Origin of the sequence: Actomonas spartinae (genome assembly GCF_051209155.1) — a bacterium.
Classification (GTDB): Bacteria; Verrucomicrobiota; Verrucomicrobiia; order Opitutales; family Opitutaceae; genus Actomonas.
Genome location: NZ_JBPJGB010000001.1, coordinates 235007 through 258003 on the forward strand (window position 1 = coordinate 235007; position 22997 = coordinate 258003).

A 22997-nucleotide genomic window follows, 5' to 3' on the forward strand; every position below is an offset into this window, starting at 1 on the left:
AGGGGGGGGGAAGAATGGATTTACAGGAGGGAGCAGAGGGAAACGGAGCCGAGAGGCAGGGGTGGCGGACATCCCGCAGGCGCGGGATCGGCTCTCCCAGGTGGTTAGGATTTAGGAATTAGGATTTGGGATTTCGCTGAGTCTCGCTCAGCGCGTAGTGGAGGGTTTCGAGCGCGAGGCCCCATTTGTGGGCGCGGGAGGTGGCGTCGCAGTAGCAGCCGCTTTGGCGGGTTTCGCGTTGCCAGGAGAGAATGGCGTCGAGGGGCTGGCCGACGACGGGCGGCGGTTCGGCGATGCGGGCCATGGTGCCTTCGGCGTCGCGCAGGTAAGCGCACTGCTGGGTGTGGCCGGTGTCGCCGGGGGCGGGCTCGCAGGTCGTATCCAGAATACGGTGACCGTCGGCGGCCGGGGCGAGGGTGACGCGGTAGTCGAAGGCGAGGGGGTGGCCCATGTTGGAACAGGTGCTGCCTTCGAAGCGGAAGGTGGCGGCGATGGTGCCGTCGGCGCGGTGGTCGAGCCGCAGACGTTGCTGAGCCCACTTGCCGAGGGCGCGGCGGGCCACGGTGTATTGCGGGGCCGGCGAGACGGGTTTGGGTTCCTCGATGGCGACGGCGGCGTGGAGATAGGGCGCGCGGCGGTATGAGCAGGGCTCGAAGGCGCAGCGCTCGCAGGGCGTGAGGGTGGGATTGGCGAGCGCGGCGGGCGTGCGCTCGATGAGGCCGAAGACGCCGAGCAGGGTTTTCTTCGGACGGATCATACCGCTGCTCAAAACCTCCACGGTCTCGGGCAACGCGGTGCCGAGGCGGGCGGTGAGCACGTCGAAGAGGCGGTTCTGCTCGCTGATGTCCCAGCCGGCGTAACCCGGGCTGTAGTGGGGGATGGCCATGAGGCCGGACGGTTCGGCCAGATCACAGATGCGGCCGTGCAGCGTGGCGGTGAGGTGCTCGACGACGGCGGAGCCGTAGACCTCGGTGAAGAAATATTCGTCGGGTTTGCTGTCGCGCCAGAGTTCGGCCGAACGGTCGGCGATGCCGGCGCCGGCGCCGACGGCGGCGAGCATGACACGCATCGCGCCGTTGTCGCGGAGGTGGGCGCGGAGTTTGGGCGAGTTGAAGGCGACGCCGTCGATGACGAGGCGGTCTTGGCTCAGGTCGAGGGACGCCTCGCGCAGGTAGATCCAGGGGCGACCGTGCTGGGCATACCAAGCCTCGGTCGCCGTCGCGAGCGCGTGGATACGCTCGTCGGGCTCATGGCCCGGCGGGTAACCGAGCAGCCGGTGGTATTCGGCGCGCGGCACGGCGACGGTCAGATCGGTGAGCAGGAGCTCCTGAACTGTGGAGAGGGCGGGCAAAGCGACGGAGTTTTCTACAGGAGGGAACGGAGGGAAACGGAGCAGAGAGGCAGACGCTGTTTTTACGGAAGGGAACGAAGAGAACGAAGGTGGCGGAGGGGCTCTGTTGCCTTGGTTCTCTCCTTCGTTGCCTCCGTGTTAAACGACGTTGGAAGGGTTGGTGTTCGGTGATTGGAAGGGGGCGAATTGGCAGCCTTCGACGAAGACGTCGAAGAAGTGGGGGTGGGTTTCGAGGCGGCAGTGTTCGACACGGCGGACGAGTTGCTCGAGCTCGTGGCGTTTGGTCTTGGAGAGCAGGGCGATGCAGGCGCCTTCGACGGCGGCGTTGCCGACGCGGCGGATTTTTTCGTCGGGGATGTCGGGGATGAGACCGATGCGCTTGGACGCTTCGAGGTCGAGGTGCCGGCCAAAGCCGCCGGCGAGGTAGAACACGTCCAGTTGGTCGGCGTTGATGCCGAAGTGTTCGAAGATGATCTGCAGGCCGGCGACGTTGGCGCCCTTGGCTTGGGCGAGGTTGTTGACGTCGGCTTCGGAGAAGGTGACGCCGGGCGCGACCTCGATCGGCTCTTCGTCGAACTCAAAACGGCCGAGGCGGTTCATGCGGTCGCCGCGGACGAGTTCGCTGAGGAGGGAGACGAGGCCGGAGCCGCAGAGGCCGACCGGGGTTTCGGTTTCGCCGCCGATGACGGAGACCTCGAAGTCCTCGTCGTCGTCCATGACCACCTTTTCGATGGCGCCAGGCAGGCCGGGCATGCCGCAGCTGATCTGGCCACCCTCGAAGGCCGGACCAGCCGGGCAGGAGGCGGCGACGACGCGGTCCTTGTTGCCTAGCACCAGCTCGGTGTTGGTGCCGATGTCCATGATGGCGACGAGGCGGTCCTCGTGCTGGATGTCGGCCGCGAGCATGCAGGCGGCGGTGTCGGCGCCGACGTGGCCGCTCATGATGGGCATGCCGTAGAGACGGGCGGCGGGGTGGACGTCGAGACCGAGCTTCTTGGCCGTGGTGGTGAGGACGGTCGAGTCACGTTTGCCCGCGGCCATCTCGTGCTCGGTGAGTGACTGGTAGGGGCTCTGGCCGATGGTGTAGACGGAGAGCCGGAAGAACATATCCCGCATGGTCGAGTTGCCGGCAATGACGACCTCGTAGATGGAGTCGGCGGGCACGGGCAGTTCGGCGATGGCGTGGTTGAGGTAACCGAGCAGGGTGCGCTGGAGGGAGCGGGTCTTGTCCTCGGTGTCGTAGGCGATGCGCGCCATGACGTCGGAGCCGCCGAAGCGCTGCGGGTTTTCGAAAGAGGTGGTGGCCACGCGTTCGCCGGTCTCAAGGTTGAGCAGGCGCAGGACGACGGTGGTGGTGCCGATGTCGAGGGCGAGGCCGTGGGCGGGTTCGGTGACGGGACGGCGGTCGATCTCCACGCCGTCGAGCAGCACGCGTTCGCCGTCGCGCGTGACGCAGGGATCGAGCGAGAAGCCGGTGGCAGGGACGGGTAGTTCGTAGGCCTCGTTCTCCACGCGCAGGGTCCCGCGCCGCATGGTGTGGGCGTGGATCTCGGCGTCGGCAGGGGTGTCGGCGTTGATCGCGGTGCAGCAGGACAGGCGGAAACCCGCGGTCAGGTGAGCCTCGGCGGGACCGGGGGCGCTGAGGTGTTCGGCGCCCGTAGTGATCTCCATGATACACTCCTTGCACTTGCCCTGCTTGCGGCAGGACGTCGGCACGCGGATGCCGAGTTGTTCGGCATGGTCGAAGAGCGTCGCGGCGGAACCGGGCGCGACATCGACGGGCTGGGCGTTGAGGAGGAGGCGGGGCACGGGGAACTTTTTTCTACAGGAGGAAACGGAGGGGAGCGGAGCCGTGGGGCAGGGAGGTTTTTTTAACCACGGATGGACACGGATGGCTTCGCCTACCGGCTACGCACTGGAACGTGGTGGTTGGGATTTGGGGTTTTAGGATTTGGGATTTCCGGCGGCGTTGGCGCCGGTGAGGGTTTTGAGGCCGGCGGCCATGAAGCCGAGGGCGTAGGCCATGCCGGCGTGCCAGGGGGCGGCGCAGGACATCTGCGGAGCGTGGTCGGGGATGACGACGCCCTCGAAACCGCAGTCGTGGAGGATGCGCATGACGCGGAGGACATCGACGTCGCCGTCGTCAATGAAGGACTCCTTGTAGGTCGGGACCTTGCCGACGACGTTGCGCAGGTGAACGTAGCCGAGGCGGTGTTGGCGGGCGTAGGTTTCGACCACCTCGTAGATGTCGCCCTCCGTCATCTCAGCGAGGGAACCGACGCAGAACTCGAGGGTGTTGGCGGGGCTGGGGTTCAGGTCGATGAGGCGCTGATACATCGACGGCTGATAGACCAATCGCGGCGTGCCGCGCACGGTGGGGGTGGGCGGGTCGTCGGGGTGGGCGGCAAGTTTAACCCCGGCCTCTTCCGCGACCGGCAGGACGTCGTCCAGGAAGCGGTGGAGGCGGTCCCACAATTGCTCGTGGGTGACGGGGGGTAGGGGTTCATCCAGGTCGGCGGCCGGGTCGACGATCATGTTCCAAGCCATACCGCGGGTCATGGGCAGATCGTAGGGACCCTCCATGCCGACCGAAGGCGCACCGCCGCGGGCATAGGCGCCGGTGGTGCGGCCGGCGACGCCGGCGAGGGAAAAGTTGTAGCCCATGATCGGGATGCCGGCCTCGCCGAGGCGGCGGATCGTGGTGCGCACGTTTTCGACGTGACGGTCGCGGAGCGGGCCATCGAGCAGAATGTCGTGCCAGTGCGCGGGGTCGAAGTTTTCAATCGCCTCGAGCGTGAGCCCGGCGGCTTCGACGTCGCGGCGGATGGCAATCAACTCGTCGACGGTCCAGAGCTCATCCGGATCACCGGCCAGGCCCCAGCCGCTATCGGTGCCGGTGGGTTGGTCCTCGGCATGGGCATGCTGGCCGCCCCGGAAATAGTCGACCAGGTGCGCGACGATGTGGGTCGCGCCGGCTTGCCGCGCGAAGGCAAAGTTTTCGCGCGTCAGCATATGCCGATAGAGGCCGAGACCGAGTTTCATGGTGCGGTGGAGGAATAGGGGCGGACTCTCGGGGTGGAGAGGAGACCGGATCCTAGACCGAGCGCCCGGGGCAGCTAGGCTTGTTGCGCTCAACTGTTGATCAAGGGGCGTCGGGTGGTTCCGATGGCCGGTCCGGTGGCCGAGGGATCAGGATCAGTTGCCGAGCCGGCGGTCGAGTGCCTGGCGCAAGGTCTCGGCCAGCACCTTGCGGTCGAAGGGTTTGGCCAGGAAGGTGAAGCCCTCGTCTTCGAGGTGGGAGCCGGCGGCGACCTGGCGGCTGTAGCCGCTGGTGAGCACGACCCGCAGGGCGGGATCGGCGCGACGCAGCTCGCGGCCGAGGGCGAGTCCGTCGGTGTCGCCCGGCATGACGGTGTCGGTGAAGAGCAGGTCGATGGGGCCGTCGTGTTGGGCGACACAGCGGCGCGCGGCTTCGGCGTTTTCGGCGCTGAGCACCTGGTAGCCGAGCGTGCGCAGGACGTTGCAGGTGGCGTCGCGAACGGCGGCTTCGTCCTCGACGTAGAGGATGGTCTCGCGGCCGGGGGGCGGATTGAAGGGACTGGTTGAGCTGGAGCTGCGTTGGGTGGGCGCGTCGATGAGGGGCAGGTAGACGGAGAAGGTCGTGCCCTGGCCCTCGGTGCTGTCGACATCGATCCAACCGTGGTGCTGGTGCACGATGCCGTCGGAGGAGGCGAGGCCGAGACCAGTGCCCTTGCCGGGAGCCTTGGTGGTGTAAAACGGCTCGAAGACGTGGGCGAGCACCTCGCGGCTCATGCCGAGTCCGCTGTCGATGATGCGGAGTTGGGCAAAGCGTCCTGAGCGCTCGCCGCCGGCGGTGCTGGCAGCGGTGCCGGTCGCGGGGGAAGCGGGGCCGGAGGCCGGCAATTTCACGGCCGCGGCGATGAGTTGCAGGCGACCTCCTTCCGGCATGGCGTCCCGGGCGTTGAAGCACAGGTTGAGCACCACCTGGTCGATCATGGCGTGGTCGGCCTGCACCCAGAGCTGGTCGTCGGCTTGCCATGAAAAGTCGATGTTCTCGGGCAGGAGGCGGCGGAGGATTTGGGCCAGTTCCTCGAGGGCGGCGGGCACGTGCAGAGGCGTGAGTTTGACCGGACGGCGGCGGGCAAACATGAGCAACTGCTCGGTGAGGCGGGCGGCGCGTTTGGAAAGGCGGTGGAGCTCCGTGAGCGACTGGTTGGTTTCGCCACTGTGATGCTCGAGCTGGAGCAGCTCGATGTTCATGATCATGGCGGCGAGGATGTTGTTGAAATCGTGGGCCACGCCGCCGGCGAGTTGGCCGATGACCGCGAGCTTGTCGGCCTGTTGCACGCGGGCCTCCAGTTGCTTGCGGTCGTTGACGTCGACGAGCGACCCGGCGAGGAGCCGGTGGCGGCCCGCGACGTTGCGCAGGGCCGAACCCCGGAGGTTGAACCAGTGGTATTCGCCATTCGCACTGGGGTAACGCAGGTCAAAATCCAGCGGGTCCGCGTCGGGTTGTTCCTGGCTGGCGAAGGCCTGATCGAGCGTGGCTCGATCATCGGCGTGAACCTGACTCCAGATGATGTCGGGGGGCTCGCGCAGCTCCTCGGGTGGATGACCGAGCAACTCCCGAAAGCGTGGTGAGATCCAGACGAGGTTATGGTCCAGATCCCATTCCCAGAGGGCCGCCGAGGAGGCCTGCACGGCGACATCGCGGCGTTGTTCACTGTCGCGGGCGCGGCGCTCGGCGCGACCGAGTGCCTCGAAGGTGATCGCGGGCACGAGACCGGCGAGGCTGAAGACGCCGATGCTGAAGAGCATCTCGATGATCTTTTGGGTCGAGCTCAGGTTGCTGGAGCCGATGGCGCCCAGACCAAAGGCGTTGAACCAATGCGCCATCACCGCGGTCACGAAGATGGTGAGGGTCGCGCCGCGTGGTCCGAAACGCACCGCGCTCCAGATCACGAAGGGAAACGCCACGTAGAGCGCCTCGGTTTGCACTGGCCAACGGAAGGCGAAGGACAGCATCAGGGCCACCGCCTGGCTGCTCACCAGCAGTGCCGCCTCCAGTTTGCGCGAGGGTCGGGAAGCGATGGCCTGAACGTGGGAGCGGTTGAGCCACACGATCAGGCCGGGGACCAGCAGGATGATTCCCAGCAGGTCGGTGCAATACCAGTTGAGCCAGCGCGCCAGCGGATCGTCCGAGGGAGCGTGCGCCTCCATCATCAACATGCCGATGGTGGCGCAGATCGGCAGCGCGAGAATTCCGCCAAAGAGAATGATGAGGAAGAGCTCTCGCACCGATTCCAGGCGCACCCGAACACCGACCCATCGTCGCACCGCCCACGCCCCGAGCACGGCGGACAGGGTGTTGCCGGTATGGGCGATGAACATTTCGGCGAAGCTCCACGGGTCGCCGAAAAAATTGAAGGTCATGTCGCCCAGCCAGGTGCCGATGATGATCGCGGGCCAGTGACGCGGCGGGCGGCAGAGCAGCGCGCCGAGGTAAACGCCGGCGGGCAACCAGAAGAAGATTTGCGCGGTGTTCCAGGTCGCGAAGTAGCCCGAGAACGATTCGCCGAGAAAATAGGCGAAACCGAAAAACAGTCCGCTGGCCCAGGCCGTGGCGTGCCACGGCGGCGAAGCGGGGCGCGGCGGCGAAGAGAGCGTCGAGTCAGTCACAGGCAGTGGTGTGCTGAGGAAAAGATGGGAGGGCTCCGGCTCGCTGTCGAATGCCGATGCCGTGCCGCCTCGCTTGCGTGCGGGCGCCTATTGGTGTGTTTGAAAGCCGCGTCGCCATGGATCCGCACGTCCTGCAAGCCCACTGCCAGCGCCTCGGGGTCACCCCCGAGGTGAGTGCGCACGATTTGGAACGAGCGTGGATGCGCGCCTCGTTTGCGGCCACCCAGGCGCACGACGAAGCGGCCAAGGCGGCGGCGCGCGCGGCCTTTGAGGCGCTCAAGGCCCATGCGGCGACGCGCGAGTTGGCGGCGGCCGCGACGCGGCGGACAGAGGCGGTCCGGGCACCCCGGCGGGCCGAGCCGGGGAGCGCGGACGCCGCCGCCTCGCCCTGGGACCTCACGCGGCGGGACAACCCATGGGTCAACGCGCTGGCCTTGCCGCTCGTCGCCCTGCTGGCGCTGGGGATCAACCACAGTCCGTTGGCTTTCTTTCTCCAGGCATTCAAAATCTGGATACACGAGTTCGGCCACGCCACGGTGAGCTGGATGGCGGGCTACAAAGCGCTGCCGCTGCCGCTCGGTTGGACCAGTTACTCCGAGACCCGCGAGCCTTTCGTGTATGGGGGCGTGCTGTTCCTGCTGGGCGTGTTCTTCGTCGCGGGCTGGCGCGAGCGGCGCATCTGGCCGGTCCTCTTGGCGCCGCCGTTGGCCGCGTTGCAATGGTGGATGACCTGGCGGGTGGAGGAGTGGCAGATCGAACAGTGGCAGGCTTGGTCGGGGGTGGGCGGGGAGTTTTACCTCAACGCCCTGATGATCGCCGCGTTCTTTCTGGATCTGCCGGAGAAGTTCCGCTGGGGCGGCCTGCGCTGGCTGTTCCTGTTCTGGGGCGCGGTCGGTTTTCTCGACACCCTCGGCTTTTGGCACGACGTTGCGCGCGGCCACGAGGATGTGCCGTGGGGATCGATGATCCACGGGGAGGGGGAAGAAGGCGGTGACATGAATCAGCTGCACGACGGCTGGGGCTGGAGTCGGCAGCGCATCGTCGCGTCCTACACCCTGCTCGGCCAACAGTGCCTGTGGGCTCTCGGTGCGGTGTGGTTGTTTTTTAACCTGCGACTGAACCGGGTGCTGCCGTGGTTGTTGGTGCGGTTGCGTGGTCCAGATGTGAACGTCGAGGATTGATCGCCGTTGCGTGGGTCGAGCGCGGTCCGCAAGGTGGCGGACCGATGAGCACTACCCCCTTCTCGCGTCGTGATTGGTTGAAAACGATGGCAGTCGGCGCGGCCGGCACGGTCTTTCTTCCCCGTGGTCTGCGGGCTGCTCCGTCCGATCAACTGCGGCTGGGCTTCATCGGCTGCGGCGGTTGGGCCCAGGCGGCGATTCAGGGGCAGGTGGAGCAGCACTACGTGGCGTTCTGCGACGTCGACGATGAGCGGGCGGCGAAGACCTACGCGGCGCATCCCGGCGTGCCGCACTATCGCGATGCGCGAGAGTTTCTCGACCGGCATGCCGGCGAGATGGATGGCGTTGTCATCACGGTGCCGGACCACGCGCACTACCCGCTGGCGATGATGGCGATGGAGGCGGGGCTGAATGTGTATTTGGAAAAACCCATGGCGACGACACCGTGGGAATGCCGGCGCATCGCCGCGGCGTCGGCCCACACCGGCGTGTCCACCCAGCTCGGCACCCAGGGTCACTCGATGGAAGGCACGCGGCTGCTGCGCGAGTGGATCGAGAGCGGCGTGGTGGGGCCGGTGACCGACGTGTGGCTCTGGACCGACCGCACGCAGCGCAACATCTCGATCTGGTCGGAGACGCTCGCCGAACCCGAACCAGAGCGCGACACACTTGACTGGGACCGTTGGCTGATGGACCGCCCGTTCCGTCCCTACAGTTCCCGCTATGCGCCTCAACTGTGGCGCAACTGGTGGGGCTTCGGCAGCGGGGCGATCTGCGACATCGGCATGCACATGTTCGACGCGGTGCGCTTCGCGCTGGACACCGGCTTTCCGTCGCTGGTGGTGCCGGAGGTGTCGGGCGTTTCTGAATACACCATTCCGCAGTGGGCCAATGTGCGCTTTGAGTTTCCCGCCCGCGGCTCCCATCCGCCGCTCACCGTGCACTGGCGCAACGGCTGGAAAGGCGACGTGCAGAATCACCCGAGCGGGATCCCTCAGGTGCCGGACGAGGTGATCGCCGGGGCCAAGAACGGCATGGCTTTCGCCGGGCCGGAGGGGACGATGTTCATTCCCGACATGCGGGTGAGCCGCAGCCCGAAGATTTACCCCGAGGCGCGGGCGCAGGAGGTGATGACGAACCGCCCGGCGAAGTGGTTGCCGCGGGTGAAGGGCGGGCACTTCCAGAACTGGTTCGACGCCATCCGCGCCGGCCGCAGTGGCGGCGCGGATTTCCAATACGGCGCCGCGCTCACCGAGCAGGTGTTGTTGGGCGCGCTGGCAGAACGTTCGGGCGAAAAGATCCGCTGGGACGCCGCCACGATGGCGGCGATCGACGCGCCGCGGGCGACGGCGTTTGCCCGACCGGAGCGGCGCGATGGCGCGTGGCGGCCGTCGGGCGAGCTGGCCAAGGTGCTGGCGAAATTGCCGGACTGAGCGACGCGATGCAGACCGCACCGGGGTCACCGACCCCGGCACCAGCGCGGCGCGTCAGAACAACCTGTAGCCGGGGTCGGTGACCCCGGTTCCGCTTAGTAACGCACCTCAAGCGTGACGTTGCCGTCGACGTCGATGAAGCCGGGTTCGGTGGCGGCGGGACCGCTGCTATCGGCGGCCATCGCACTCATCATCATACCGCGCTGCATGGGGCGGATGGGGCCATTGCTGTTGACGTGGATGCGGACGACTTCGCGTAGCTCGTAGTTGAGGGTGGAGAGCACGGCGACGGCGGTGTCGCGGGCTTCGCGGGTGGCGGCCTGCAGGGCTTCGCGGCGGGCGGTGGTGATGGCCGCGTCATCGGCGGTGAACTCGAAGCGGGTCACGCGGTTGGCACCCGAATCGACGACACCGGCGGCGAACTCCCCGGCGCGCTCGGCCGGCACGGTGAAGGTGGCGTTCCATTGCGCGAGGTAGCCGGTGATCTCCGGTTCGCCGTTGGCCGACATCGAGCTGACTTTGCTGCGGCTGTAGATCGGGTTGAGGGTGAGGGCGCCGGCCTGGACGCGTTCGGCGCCTTTTTGCTGCAGGAAGGCGAGCACCGCCTTGGACGGCTCGATCACGGCTTGAGTCGCTGCGGCGGAGGTTTTTTCGCGGGCTTCGATGATGATCGAGAGCTCGGCGAGCGTGGCGGGAATACGCACGGTTTCCTGGCCGCTCACGGTGAGGAGGCGCGGCGCGTTGGGGTCAACCGGCGCCATCTGCGCGCGCAGGACGGTGGAACCGCCCACAACGAGAGCGAGGGCGAGGAAGGTGGAAAAGCGACGGAGGGCGTTCATGGTGTCGACCATGGACAGCGGTCGGGTCGCTTGGTTTCGCGCTCAATTTGTCAGTGTCACGCTCGCGCGAAGGCCGAGGTCAGTCTCGGCCGAGGAGGTGCCGACGTGGAGCTCAATGGGGGCCGATTCAAGGATCCAGGCATGGGCGTCGACGTTCCAGGTGGCGAATTCGCGGGTGGGGATGTCGATCGTGACCGGGACGGTCGCGCCGGCGGTAGCGGTGGTGCGGGCGTAGCCGACGAGTTGCTTGTTGGGGCGCTCGACGGCGGACTCCGGGTAGCTGGCGTAAACTTGCACCACCTCGTCGCCGTCGCGGTCGCCCGTGTTGGTCACTTGCACGGTAACGGTGACGTGATCACTGGCGACGGTGGTCTTGAGATCGGAAAGGGCGAAGGTGGTGTAGCTGAGGCCGTAGCCGAAGGGGTAGAGGGGCTCGGCGGTGGCGTATTGGTAGGTGCGGCCATGGCGGATGTTGTAGTCCATCATCGGCGGCAGGTCGTCGATCGAGGCGGGCCAGGTCTGCACGGTTTTGCCGCCGGGGTTCACGTCGCCGAAGAGCACGTCGGCGAGCGCGTTGCCCTGTTCCTGCGAGGCGTGGGTGAGCTGCACGATGGCGGGAATATTTTTGCTGGCCCACGGCATGGCGTAGGGGAAGTTGGCGACGAGCACGAGGATGGTGCGGGGGTTGACCGCGCGCACGCGCTGGAGGAAGGCGAGTTGGGCGGGATCGAGGTTGATCGACTGGCGGTCGAGGCCCTCTTTGCCGTCGCTGGGCGAGGTGGCGACGGCCCAGCCGGCGTTGCCCTCGGGGTGGTTGCCAAGGCAGACAACGGCCACGTCGCCGGCGGCGGCGACCTCGACCGCGGTGTCGCTCATGTCGCCGGCCCAGGTGACGCCATATTTGGCGGACTCGAAGAACGAGGTGGGCTGGGCGTAGGCTTCGATGCCGTCGCGGATGGAAACCTGGTAGGGCGGGGTGCCGGAATACCAGTCAAGCAGGGTGGTGTTGGCGCGGGGCCCGACCACGGCGACGGTTTTGATCTGGGTGTGGTCGAGCGGGAGCAGGTCATCCTCGTTGCGCAGGAGCACGATGGATTTGGCGGTGACCTCGCGCACGAGGGCGCGCGTGGCGGGGCGGTCCCACGGCTCCGGCGTGCCGTCGGTCTCGTGTCCGATTTCTGAATACGGCACGCGCTCCGGCGGATCGAGCAGGCCGAGATCGATGAAGAGGCGCAGGCGGCCGCGGATGACCTCGTCGATGGTGGCTTCGGTCACGAGGCCCTGTTCGACGGCGGGTTTGATCGAGTCGGTGCGATCGAGGAAGAGGTTGACGCCGGCGTTGATGACGGCGGCGGAGGCGGCGGTCATGTCGGGGTAGGCGTGGTGTTCGTCGACGAGATGGGTGACGCCGCCGCCATCGGAGCAGATGGTGCCGTCGAGGCCCCATTCGCCGATGACGATGTCGCGGATCATGGGGTGCACGTGGCAGGGGATGCCGTTGTGGGCGTTGTAGGCCAGCATCATGGAACGGGCGCCGCCGTCGCGAATGGCGATCTCGAAGGGTCTGGCGTAATACTCGCGCCAGAGGCGTTCGTCGAAATCGGACGAGGTGTGAAAGCGACCGTCCTCATTGCTGTTGGCGAGGAAGTGTTTCAGCAGGCTGGTGGCCTTGAAGTAACGCGGGTCGTCACCGCGCAGACCGCGGGCAAAACCGGCGGCGAGGGTGCCGGCGAGGAACGGGTCTTCGCCGTAGACCTCCTCAGTGCGGCCCCAGCGCGGATCACGGGCGAGGTCGGCGTTGGGCGCCATCACGATAAGGCCGGAGCGATGGTATTTGGGGCTTTGAAAAAGGTAGCGCGCTTCCTCGGCCTGGTTGGCGGCGACACGCTCGATGATCGCCGGGTCCCAGGTGGCGGCGAGGCCGTAGGCTTGCGGGAACTGGGTGGTGGGCGTCGGGTTGCGTTTGCCCCAGTTGGACGGACCGCCCTGCGCGACGCCGTGGTAACCCTCGGCGATGGAGGTGTAGGTGATACCGAGGCGTTCGTTGCCGCGGGCGAAGCCGAGGATGCCGATCTTTTCGTCGAGGGTCAGGCGGCCGATAAGGTCGTCGATGCGTGCTTCGGTGGGCAGATCGGGATCGCGGAAAGGGTAGTCGGTTTCGGCGGCGGTCGCGAGGGGAGCGGTGAGGCCCACGACGACAAGCAGGGCGAGGGGCAGGGGTTTCATTTTTCAGAAGGGAACGGAGGTGAACAGAGCCGGGGGGCACCGGGTGTTTTTACAGAAGGGAACGAAGGCTGAGGGGCTGCAGCCTAGTCCGGTCGAGGGTCGGTGGGCAGAGAAAAGACCCCTCAGGTTTTGCGAAACTTGCGCGGAAACTTGGTTTTGGACAGAACGCCAATCCTCGCTGATCGGCGCTATTGAGATCAGCGAAAATGAGCGCGGATGAGCGCGGATGAGCGTTCCAACGGGGCTGGGTTAGCTAGTCCGTTCCAGTCTGCAGCGACGGGCCGTCGATCCATTGGCTTTCGACCATCTCGACGCGGGGGATGGCGGGGATGCCGAAGTCGCGGTTGGCGATGCGGGCGGCGAGGAGTTCGACCGCCCAAGCGCCCATGAGAAACTGATTCTGCTGCAGGCCGGCGAAGCCACTCCCCTCGACCATGTGACTGAGCACGGCGACGCCGAGGTCCTGCGGGCGCCGGATTTCGTGCACATCAAGCACCAGTTTGAATTGGGCGATGGCGGCCGGGGAATGCACCACCACGACCGCATCGGGTTCGTGGTCGGCGCGCCAACGCAGAAAGGGTCCGGCCTCAATCTCGTCGAGGCGCAGGATGGGCAAAGCCGAGGCCCCGCCTTGGACCGCGTCGCACCAACCAAGGTAGGCGGAGGTATGGGAGTGTTCCGTGCGGCGGTCCTCGTAGTCGCTCAGCACGAGTCCGATCCGCCGGTAACCGAGGGCGCGCAGACGCTCGCAGGCGTTGAAGGTGTCACGATAGGGGCGGCTGGTGACGCGGTGGAGTTTGGTGCGGATGCTGAAGCCAACCGTCACCACGGCGTAGCGATCGAGGGTGGCGGGGAAGTCCTCGTCGACCTTGGGGCCGCCAAAACAGAGCAGGCCCTCGATGCCGCGGGCGCGGAGAATTTCGTCAAAACGGCGGACGGTGAGTCCGGGCGCCCGCAACCAGAGCGGTTCCAGGCGGTAGCCAATTTCGGCGGCGCGCTTCGTCATGCCTTCATGGATACGCGTGAGGTGGACGGACTTCTCCCAGGGGCGCTGGTGGTCGTAGAGCGAGATGATGCCGAAGCAGGCGTGCTCGCGCTGGGTGCGCGGTTTGCGCAGGTGACGCATCATGTCGACGATGCGCGCGTCGGGTTGATAACCGTGTTCGGCGGCGAGAGCGCGGACGCGTTCCTTGGTCGCGGTCGAAATGCGCGGGCTGTCGCGCAACGCCAGGGAGATGGCGGAGGGCGAGAGGTCGGCGAGTTTGGCAAGGTCGCGCAGGGTCATGGCGGGGGAAACGCTGAAAGCTGAAAAGCTGAAAACTGAAATCAGACCACACGGAAGTAAACAGTTGAACGTCGGTCGGGGCTGGACGGCGGAGGCAGGTCGGCGGCAAGGTGGGGCAACCCCTTACCCTGATGATGCAGACTCGATCCCTGATTTTGTGTGGCCTGTTGGGCGCGTTGTCGCTGGCGGCCCGGCCGGTGCCCGTGCCAGCGACGGTGGAACCCGAAGCGGTGCCCGGCGCGAAACCGATGAACGTCGTGTTCATTTTGTCCGACGACCATCGCTGGGATGCGATGAGTTTTATGGGTCATCCATTGGCGCAAACTCCGAACATGGATCGGCTGGCGGCGGAGGGCGCGCACCTGAAGAACGCGTTGGTCACGACCTCGCTGTGTTCGCCGAGCCGGGCGTCGATTCTCACCGGACTCTACACCTTCCGCCATCGCGTGATCGACAACCAGCGGGCGATTCCGGACGGCACGCTCTACTTTCCGCAGTATTTGCAGAAGGCGGGTTACGCGACGGGCTTCTTTGGCAAGTGGCACATGGGCAGCGAAGGCGACCAGCCGCAACCGGGCTTTGACCGCTGGGTGAGTTTCCGTGGGCAGGGTCAATATCTGCCCAATGGCAACATGCTCAATGTCGACGGCGAACACGTGCCGCAGCAGGGCTACATCACCGGCGAGCTGACCGACTACGCGATCGACTGGCTGAAACAACAGAACGCGGCCGAGAAACCCTTCTTCCTCTACCTCTCGCACAAGGCCGTGCACGCCAACTTCACGCCGGAGGAGAAGTATGCCGGCTCGATGGCCGACCGCGAGTGGGAGCGACCGGCGTCGATGCGTTTGACCGCAGAGATGGCCCGGGAGCGGCCACGCTGGCTGCGCGATCAACGCAACTCCTGGCATGGCGTCGACTTCCCCTACCACAGCGAACTCGACATCGATCAATATTACCGCGCCTACGGCGAGACGCTCACCTCGGTCGACGACAGCATCGGCCGCGTGATGGATCAGCTTGAAGCCATGGGGGTCGCCGACAACACGCTTGTCGTCTACATGGGCGACAACGGCTTCATGTTCGGCGAGCACGGTCTCATCGACAAGCGCGTCGCCTACGAGGCCTCGATTCGCGTGCCGATGTTGATGTGGTGCCCGAGCCTGATTCAGCCCGGCACGGTGGTCGACGAAGTGGTGGCCAACATCGACATCGCGCCGACCGTGATGGAGGTGATGGGGCTCAAGCCGCCGGCGCATTTTGACGGAGCGAGTGTGGTGCCGTTGCTGCGCGGCGAGCATCCTGATTGGCGCGACTACTTCCTCTACGTCTACTACTGGGAGCGCAATTTCCCGCAGTCACCGACGGTGTTCGCGCTGCGCGGCGACCGCTACAAGTTCATCAGCTACTACGGCCTGTGGGATGCCGACGAACTCTACGACCTGCAGGCGGATCCGGACGAGATGCACAACCTGTGCTACGATCCTGAATACGCGGAGCTGGCGAAGCAGATGCAGGCCCAGCTCTACGCCATGATGGAAGAGAAGGGCGGCATGGAGATCCCGCTCAACGCCCCGCGCGGCAACTTCCAGAACAAACGCTACCGCTCACGCGGCGGCGAAGAGGCGGCCGATTTCCCGAAGCCGCTGGTGGTCGACGAACCGATCAATACGAACGCGCACTGAGCGACACGATTGGACGGTTTTGTTTTACAGGAGGGAACGGAGGGGAACGGAGAGCCGTCAGCCTGACGGTTTTACAGAAGGTAACGAAGAGAACGAAGGACCGAGGTCGACGACCCCGGCTACAGTTCAGCCTGCTGTAGCCGGGCTCGTTGAGCCCGGTGCGGTGGAGCGGCGTGGTTTCCCTTCGTTGCCTTCGGTGAAGAAACCGATCTGCCTCTCGGCTCCGTTCCCCTCCCTTTCCTCCTGTAAAAATAAGAACCGGGCCTTACTTGGTCGCGTTGCCGCGGGGGCTTTCGGGCGGGCCGAGGTAGCTGGGGTGCACGCCCTGACCGCGGGTGCGGGGGCTGGCGGAGTTGCCGAGGATGAGGCGTTGCAGCACCACGCCCGGGGTGACGCGCCAGAACTTGAGCGTGTGGCGGCCGGGTTCGCCGAGGTTGACCTTGGTGATGACCTTGCGGACGCCGTCGCCGACGGATTGCTCCCAAGCCTGCATGGTTTCCCAAGTGCCAAGCTTCAGCAGCTGCGGTTCGCCGTCGTCGACGGACACCGCAAACTGCAGGCCGTCACCGCTCTGGTAGTCGAGCGAAGGCGCGAAGTGCAGCTCGAGGTTCACCTCGCCGCTGGCCGTGGTGGTGAGCACGTCGTATTCAAGATGTGGATTCTTGCCGCCGGGGGTGGAGTTGGCGGCCCGCACCGGGTAGGAGGAGATGGCGCCGACGGTGCGGCCGTAGCCTTCGAGCACGTCCCAATAAACCTTGTCGCCATTCACGATGCGACTGGTGTGCGGGGCCTCGATGGCGATGTGGCCATTGGTCTCGATGTGACCCTTGAAGTCACCGGGGCGCAGGTCGGACGGGTTGAGCAGTGGCACCGCGACGGTGAACTTGGGGCCGGCGCTGGTTTCGATCTCGAAGGTCGTGGCGAGGGCGTCGAGCGGAACCTTGGTCCAGTCGGCGCTCACGGTGAGACGCTGCATGGCCTCGACCGAGCCGCTGGCCGGGTTGACTTGGAGCCAAGGGTCGGCGGGTTTCACCGTGTAGGTGAAGGCGGTGTCGCCGCGGTTGAAGAGCTCCACCCACGAGGTGTTGGCGCGGTAGACATCGAGGGTGGGGGTGGAAGGCGGCGGCACGCCCCAGCGACCGGTGGCGAAGCGTGAGCCGTCCCAGGCAAGGCCGGGTTGGGCGCCAGATTCCGGGCGGGCTTCGACGAGGGCGGGCAGGACCTCGACGGGCGGCGTCTGCCAATAGGTGTAGCCGAACTTCTTCTCGGCCATCATGTGGTTCCACTTGCCGTCGAGCTGGGTGTGGTAGCGCTCCTTGAGCGCGGTGTCCTGGGCGAACATGGCGCGGGCGTGATCGGCGGCGGCGTTGGCGGCGAGGGCGCGGCCCTGCTCGGCGTAGAGTTTGTTCTTACCGGCGGCAATGTGGGCCTCGCGCACGGTGGCGCTGGCTTTGACCGGGTAGAGCACGAGTTGGAAAAAGGCGGCGCGGGCGGACTCGGGCAGCGCCGCGTCGACCTCTTCGGCGAGGGCGACGAGCTCGCGCCATCGGGTGAGGATGCGCTCGGCTTCGTCGTAGTTCGTGAGGCTGTAAGTGTCGCCGGTGAACATTTCGGGCGAGCGGTGGCGGTTGAGTTTGGTGTAGCCGTCGATGAGGGTGGCGATGGCCTCGGCGTGCTCGGCACCGAACTCGCGAGCGGCCCACTTGGCGGTGTAATCGCGCATGGCGTCGTAGGTCATGCCGGCGGGGTCCCAGGCCATGGTCATGAAGAACTCGATGGGGAACTCCATCGGCTTGAGGTCGCCGACGTTGACGATCCAGATGCGGTTGGCCTGGTGCTGGTGGGCGAGGTGCATCTGCTCCCACACTTTCGAGATGGGGGTGACGTTCATCCATTTGTAGTTCCGCGGACCGCCGACGTAGTCGAAATGGTAATACACGCCGGCGCCGCCGCTGCGGTTCATCTCTTCGGGCGTGGGCAGGCGGCGAATGTTGCCCCAGTTGTCGTCGCACCAGAGCAGGATGACGTCGTCCGGCACGCGCATGCCGGCCTCGTAGTAGTCCTGCACTTCCTTGTAGAGCGCCCAGAGTTGCGGCACCTGGTCGGCGGGGCGACCGAGCACCTCGGTGAGGATCTGGCGTTGGTCGGCGACGATGCGTTCGAGCAGGGCGGTGTTGGTCTCGGCGCTCATGGCGGAGTCGCCGTCGCCGCGCATGCCGATGGTGTAGAGGCTCTCGTAGGGTTTGGCGCGTTCGACCGAGCCGCGCCAGAACTCGCGCAGCATGGCGTCGTTCTTGGAGTAGTCCCAGGGGCCGTCGCCGTAGGTTTCCCATTCGGCGTGGGCGCGCATGAGGGGCTCGTGATGGGAAGTGCCGACGACGATGCCGTATTCGTTGGCGAGCTGGGGGTTGAGCGGGTCGTCGTCGGAGAAGGCGCGCGGCTGCCACATGGCGGGCCAGATGTAGTTGGCGCGGAGGCGCAGCAGCAGCTCGAAGACGTGGACGTAGAAGGTATGATCGAAGTCGCCGAATTTTTCGTAGACCCAGCCGGTGAGGGCGGGGGCCTCGTCGTTGAGGAAGATGCCGCGGTATTGCACGCCGGGGCCTTCGTCGGTGATGCCGGGGTTGGCGGCGATGTGGAGTTCCTCGGCCGGGGCGGTCGGCACGTCGGCCCACCAATACCACGGCGAGACGCCGATCTGCTCGGAGAGTTCGTAGACGCCGTAGATGGTGCCGCGCATGTCGGAGCCGACGACCACGAGATCGTTGCCCACGCGCTTGATCATGAAGCCCTCCCACAGGCCCTCGATGGCGGAGGCGTCGAGCTGTTTGGACTCGATGAGGTGGGTGATCATCTTGCTTCGGCCGAGCGTGCCGATGACGACGCGCCAGCCGCCGGCGAGCGGGTTGTCGGAGATGGTGGGGGCGAGGCCGGTGACACGTTCGACGTCGGCGCGGAAGTTCTCCACGGCATGGCGCACGCCCTTGAAGTCGCCGGCGTCGATGACGAGCGTCGCAGCCTTGCCCTTGGCAACGAGCGGGAAGGTATCGGTGCCGGCGGCGTGCGAAACGATATTGTCGTGGTTGAGCGCGGAGGCGACGGGGGCGGCGCTCAGCGCGATCAGCGCAGCTAGAACGGGGAGGAGTTTACGCATGGGAAGAGGGGAAGGGGGGGATACCGCGAAGAACGCGCAGGGGCGCGAAGGTTCCATCCAGCCGCAAGGCCGTCGCGGAGTCAAAAAGGACTGCCGGTCTAATTTTGGGCGGAAGCGGTGGCCCGGGCTTGAGGCGTGCGACGAGAACGGCGGCGTGGACAGGCCGTGGCGGAACCGGCGTGCTGGCAACGGGCGCAGGCGCAGGCAGTGGGGGCGGCGGTTTTCGCGGGAGGGTTGGGCACCGGGCGAAAGGCTTCCAGCCAGTCCGGGCCGGGCCCCTGTCCGCGAACGGCGGTGTCGTGGCGATGGGTGGCGCCGGTGAGGCGTTCGACGACCGCTTCGGCGCGGGTCCAGAAGTCGATGCGCTCGAGCAGGGGGTTCACGAGGTTGGTGATGGGGCAGTAGTAGGTGTTCTTGGGGTCCGTGTGGTGCAGGCCGTGTTGGCGCGGGGTCTGGAGGATGCGCCAGTCCTGCAGCTTGGAAATCAACCAGCCGTTTTCGGCGCGCGTGCGGTGCGAGAGTTTGTGGACGTGGTTGGCGTTGACGCTGATGGCCACGAAGACCGTGAGCTGCCACGAAAGGAGGCCGAGCCAGGCGGCGAGTCCGAGGGTAAGGGCACCGATGGAAAGGAGGAGCCACGAACTTTCCCACCAACTGAGGGTGGTGAAATAGCGCGGGAAGTGGTGGTGAACGATGTTGGGACGGATGACGAGCGGGCCGATGACGGGCGTGTCGGCGGTGAAATAGGCATCCTCGGCCCAGTGAACGAGGCCGGCGATAAAATCAGCGACCATGGCGATGAGCACGACCTGAGCAGCGATGCTGGTGAGCGTGAGAAGCAAGTGCATGGGAACGGGGGAGGTTGGGTGAAACCGCGGTTGGCGGTGTGACCTCCCCAGCATATCCGGATACGACTGGGGGCGTGAGTTGATAAATCTGATGCCGCCTATCGACAAAATCGATACCCGCATCCAGCGTCGGCCCTCGCATGAACGTGCATCACCTCGAGTTGTTCTATTACGTGGCGACCTACGGCGGGATCAGCGCGGCGTCGCGGCAGATGCCCTACGGGGTGCAGCAACCCGCGATCAGCGGGCAGGTGGCGAAGCTGGAGGTGGCGCTGGGGGTGCGGTTGTTTGAGCGTCAGCCCTTTCGGCTAACGCCAGCCGGCGAGAAGGTTTATGCGCACGTGCAGCCCTTCTTCGCTGGCCTGCCGGGACTCGCGGCGGCGTTGCCGGGCCTGGTGCATCAGGAAGTGAGGATATGCGGGGCGGAGATCGTGTTGCGCGATCACTTGCCGACGGTGTTGAAGGTGGTGAAGACACAGTATCCGAAGACTCGTTACAGCCTGCGCACGACGGGTTACCAGTCGCAGGTGCAGGAGTGGTTGCGGGCGGGCGAGGCCGATCTCGCCTTCGCCCCGGTGCACGGGCGGGCTCCGGCGGGGCTCGGCATGACCCGGCTCGCGTCGCTGCCGCTGGTGCTGCAGGTCCCGAAAGGGAGTTCGTGGAAGACCGCGCGGGAGCTGTTCAAACGCAAAAGGATCGAAGAGCCCCTGGTCTGCCTCGATGCGGAGTCGGCGGTGGTGAAGCGATTCTTGCGGGAGTCCAAGCAGCGGGGCGTCACCTGGGAACACGTGACCGAAGCGACCACGCTCGACTTGGTTTCGCGCTATGTGGCGGACGGTGACGGCATCGGCCTCAACGTGAGTCTCGGCCAACGACCGGCGGTGAAAGGCGTGCGCGAACTTGCGTTGGACGGTTTTGCACCGCTGACGATGGGCGCCCTGTGGCGGAAGCCGGCGACCGATCTGGTGCGGGCGGTGGTCGAGCAGATGCGGGAACACGCGCGCCGGCAATGGCCGGACGCGGTGCACGATCGCGAGTGAGCGGAGGCGGGAGGCTCCCCCGTTCACGCTCGCGGCCACGACCGGGGTCGGCGACCCCGGCTACAGTGGGGGCTCAGCGGGTGACCTGGCCCGTGGCGGGCATGGGGGCACCGAGGACGACCGCACGGTCGCCGGGGCTGGCGGAACCGATCACGAGACCGTAGTCGCCGGGGACCGGCACGTGACGGCCCTCGGCGTCGACCTGCAGGAAGGCGGCGGGGGGCAGCGTGAAGGTGACGGTGGAGGTGGCGCCAGCCGGGACGGTGACCTTGGCGAAATCGACGAGGGTGGCCAACGGGGCGTCGGGCCAGTCGCGTGGCGGTTGGACGTAGCATTGCACCGCTTCGGTCGCTTCGCGTGCGCCGTCGTTGGTGAGCGTGGTCGAGGCGGTGACGCTGCCGTCGGGACCGGTGGTGACGGCCAACTCGCTGTAACGAAGTAGCGAATACGAAAGGCCGAAGCCGAAGGGGTAGAGCGGTTCCGTCTGCGCGAAGCGGTAGGTGCGACCGGCCATACGGTAGTCGTCGAACGGCGGCAGGTCGGCGGTGCGGTGGGGCACGGTGACGGGGAGTTTGCCGGATGGCGCGGCGTCGCCGAAGAGCACGTTGGCCAGCGCGGTGCCGCCTTCGCAACCGGGATACCAGACTTGGAGCACGGCGTCGGCGAGGTCGTGCACCTCGGGCACGGCGAGGGCGCCGCCGCCGACGAGCACGACGACCAGTTTCCGGCTCGAGGCGCGGAGTTCTTTGACGAAGTCGATCTGGGCCGAGGGCAGTTCGATGAAGGCGCGGTCGCCGCCGGAGGCCGAGGCGACGGCGTCGCCTTCCTCGCCTTCGAGGGTGTGGTCGGTGCCGAGCACGGCGATGACGACCTCGCAGCCCTTGGCGGTGTCGAAGGTGTAGTTCACGCCCGGGGCCTTGTCGCCCTGGATGGGGCAACCGTGGCGATATTCGACCCGCACGCCTTCGGCGACGCGGCCGATGATGCCTTCGGCGAGGGTGACGAGGTGGCCGCTCACGCCGTAGTAGTTGCCGAGGATGGCGCCGATGCCGCCGGCCAGCGGGCCGCAGACCATGAGGCCGTCGGGGTCGTCCCGCAGCGGCAGCAGGTTGTCGGTGTTTTTGAGCAACACCATCGACTCGATGGCGGCGCGACGGGAGAGGTCGCGGTGCTCGGGACTCTCCACGATGTCGATGGAGGTGCCGGACCACGGGGTGGAGCCAACGGGGTCGAGCAGACCGAGGCGGAACTTGGTGCTCAGTAGTCGGCGGACGGATACGTCGACGTCCGCTTCGGTGACGAGGCCCTCGTGGACGGCGGTGAGCAGGTCGTTGTAGGTGCAGCCGCAGTTGAGGTCGCAGCCCTCCTTCAGGGCAAGCGCGGCGGATTCGGCCGATGATTTCGTGACCTGGTGGTGCTCGTGGAAATCGCGGATGGCCCAGCAGTCGGAGACGACGTGCCCCGCGAAGCCCCACTCGTCGCGCAGGATGTCGCCGAGCAGTTGGCGCGAGCCGCAGGCGGGTTCGCCGTCGACGCGGTTGTAGGCGCCCATGACGGCTTCGACCTGGGCTTCGACCAGGCGTTTGAAGGCGGGCAGGTAGGTTTCGCGCAGGTCCTTGCGCGACGGGCGGGCGTCGAAGTGGTGGCGGTCCTGTTCGGGGCCGCTGTGCACGGCGTAGTGTTTGGCGCAGGCGGCGGCCTTCAGATAACGCGGATCGTCGCCCTGCAGGCCCTCGACGACGGCGGTGCCGAGTTCGCCCATGAGGTAGGGATCCTCGCCGAAGGTCTCCATGCCGCGGCCCCAACGCGGATCGCGGAAGATGTTGATGTTGGGCGTCCAGAACGTGAGCCCCTGATACTGCCCGCGACGGCCGGCGGCGATGGCGGCCTGGTGCTTGGCCTGGGCTTCGTCGGAGATGACGCTGGCGACGTGGCGCACGAGGTCGCGGTTGAAGGTGGCGCCCATGCCGATGGGTTGCGGGAAAATGGTGGCGCGGCCGTTGCGACCGATGCCGTGACAGGCCTCGTTCCACCAGTTGTATTCGGGGACGCCGAGGCGCTCGACGGCGCGGTTCTCGTGGAGGAGTTGGTTGACCTTTTCCTCAAGGGTGAGGCGCGAGAGCAGGTCTTCGATCCGTTCGGCGACGGGCAGGCTGGGATCCTGGAAGGGGTGCATGGGGGTGGGGTAGGTTCGCCGTCCGTGGAGTTGGCGGGAGGGGTTGGACGGTGCGGGGTGAGCGCGACCCTAATCGACG

14 protein-coding genes are annotated in these 22997 nt (G+C 66.4%); 4 read left to right on the forward strand and 10 right to left on the reverse strand.

Annotated elements, in window-relative coordinates; translation table 11 throughout:
* Nucleotides 1–118: 118 nt before the first annotated feature.
* The 4 genes from AC0MRV_RS00970 to AC0MRV_RS00985 all read right to left on the reverse strand — a co-directional run bounded on the left by AC0MRV_RS00970 (nt 119) and on the right by AC0MRV_RS00985 (nt 7051).
* Nucleotides 119–1351 (reverse strand): hypothetical protein, encoded by a 1233-nt coding sequence (locus tag AC0MRV_RS00970; protein WP_472762546.1) that lies wholly within the window; start codon nt 1349–1351, stop codon nt 119–121.
* 138 nt (nt 1352–1489) lie between these two features.
* Entirely contained in the window at nt 1490–3160 is a 1671-nt protein-coding gene (locus AC0MRV_RS00975; RefSeq protein WP_472762547.1) for an ASKHA domain-containing protein, read from the reverse strand.
* 135 nt (nt 3161–3295) lie between these two features.
* Complete coding sequence (locus tag AC0MRV_RS00980) at nt 3296–4393, reverse strand: mannonate dehydratase (RefSeq protein ID WP_472762548.1); 1098 nt, start codon at nt 4391–4393, stop codon at nt 3296–3298.
* A gap of 153 nt (nt 4394–4546) precedes the next feature.
* Nucleotides 4547–7051 (reverse strand): MASE1 domain-containing protein, encoded by a 2505-nt coding sequence (locus AC0MRV_RS00985; RefSeq protein ID WP_472762549.1) that lies wholly within the window; start codon nt 7049–7051, stop codon nt 4547–4549.
* Nucleotides 7052–7167: 116 nt separating this feature from the next.
* On the opposite strand from AC0MRV_RS00985, the gene AC0MRV_RS00990 reads away from it, so the two are divergent.
* Nucleotides 7168–8232 (forward strand): hypothetical protein, encoded by a 1065-nt coding sequence (locus tag AC0MRV_RS00990; RefSeq protein WP_472762550.1) that lies wholly within the window; start codon nt 7168–7170, stop codon nt 8230–8232.
* A gap of 44 nt (nt 8233–8276) precedes the next feature.
* Nucleotides 8277–9665, forward strand: a complete 1389-nt coding sequence (locus AC0MRV_RS00995; protein WP_472762551.1) for a Gfo/Idh/MocA family protein — start codon at nt 8277–8279, stop codon at nt 9663–9665.
* Nucleotides 9666–9760: 95 nt separating this feature from the next.
* On the opposite strand, the gene AC0MRV_RS01000 is transcribed toward AC0MRV_RS00995, so the two are convergent.
* The 3 genes from AC0MRV_RS01000 to AC0MRV_RS01010 form a co-directional block, all read right to left on the reverse strand.
* Nucleotides 9761–10504, reverse strand: a complete 744-nt coding sequence (locus tag AC0MRV_RS01000) for an SIMPL domain-containing protein (protein WP_472762552.1) — start codon at nt 10502–10504, stop codon at nt 9761–9763.
* A 42-nt stretch (nt 10505–10546) separates the two neighbouring features.
* Entirely contained in the window at nt 10547–12730 is a 2184-nt protein-coding gene (locus tag AC0MRV_RS01005) for a beta-glucosidase (protein ID WP_472762553.1), read from the reverse strand.
* Nucleotides 12731–12983: 253 nt separating this feature from the next.
* Nucleotides 12984–14015 carry a LacI family DNA-binding transcriptional regulator gene (locus tag AC0MRV_RS01010; RefSeq protein WP_472762554.1) on the reverse strand — a complete coding sequence of 344 codons (1032 nt, stop codon included), beginning with the start codon at nt 14013–14015 and terminating at the stop codon, nt 12984–12986.
* Between the two features lie 131 nt (nt 14016–14146).
* On the opposite strand from AC0MRV_RS01010, the gene AC0MRV_RS01015 reads away from it, so the two are divergent.
* Nucleotides 14147–15700: a sulfatase family protein gene (locus tag AC0MRV_RS01015; RefSeq protein WP_472762555.1), complete on the forward strand. Its 1554-nt coding sequence runs from the start codon at nt 14147–14149 to the stop codon at nt 15698–15700.
* A gap of 265 nt (nt 15701–15965) precedes the next feature.
* Here the strand turns inward: AC0MRV_RS01015 and AC0MRV_RS01020 are convergent, their stop codons facing one another.
* Nucleotides 15966–18854, reverse strand: a complete 2889-nt coding sequence (locus tag AC0MRV_RS01020; RefSeq protein WP_472762556.1) for a glycosyl hydrolase 115 family protein — start codon at nt 18852–18854, stop codon at nt 15966–15968.
* Nucleotides 18855–18952: 98 nt separating this feature from the next.
* Entirely contained in the window at nt 18953–19702 is a 750-nt protein-coding gene (locus AC0MRV_RS01025; RefSeq protein WP_472762557.1) for a fatty acid desaturase CarF family protein, read from the reverse strand.
* Between the two features lie 140 nt (nt 19703–19842).
* Between AC0MRV_RS01025 and AC0MRV_RS01030 the strand changes: the two genes are divergently transcribed.
* The gene (locus AC0MRV_RS01030) at nt 19843–20742 is read left to right on the forward strand and encodes a LysR family transcriptional regulator (protein ID WP_472762558.1); all 900 of its coding nucleotides are present in this window, start codon (nt 19843–19845) and stop codon (nt 20740–20742) included.
* Between the two features lie 73 nt (nt 20743–20815).
* Here the strand turns inward: AC0MRV_RS01030 and AC0MRV_RS01035 are convergent, their stop codons facing one another.
* Nucleotides 20816–22918 (reverse strand): glycoside hydrolase family 3 N-terminal domain-containing protein, encoded by a 2103-nt coding sequence (locus AC0MRV_RS01035; protein WP_472762559.1) that lies wholly within the window; start codon nt 22916–22918, stop codon nt 20816–20818.
* Between the last annotated feature and the right edge of the window lie 79 nt (nt 22919–22997).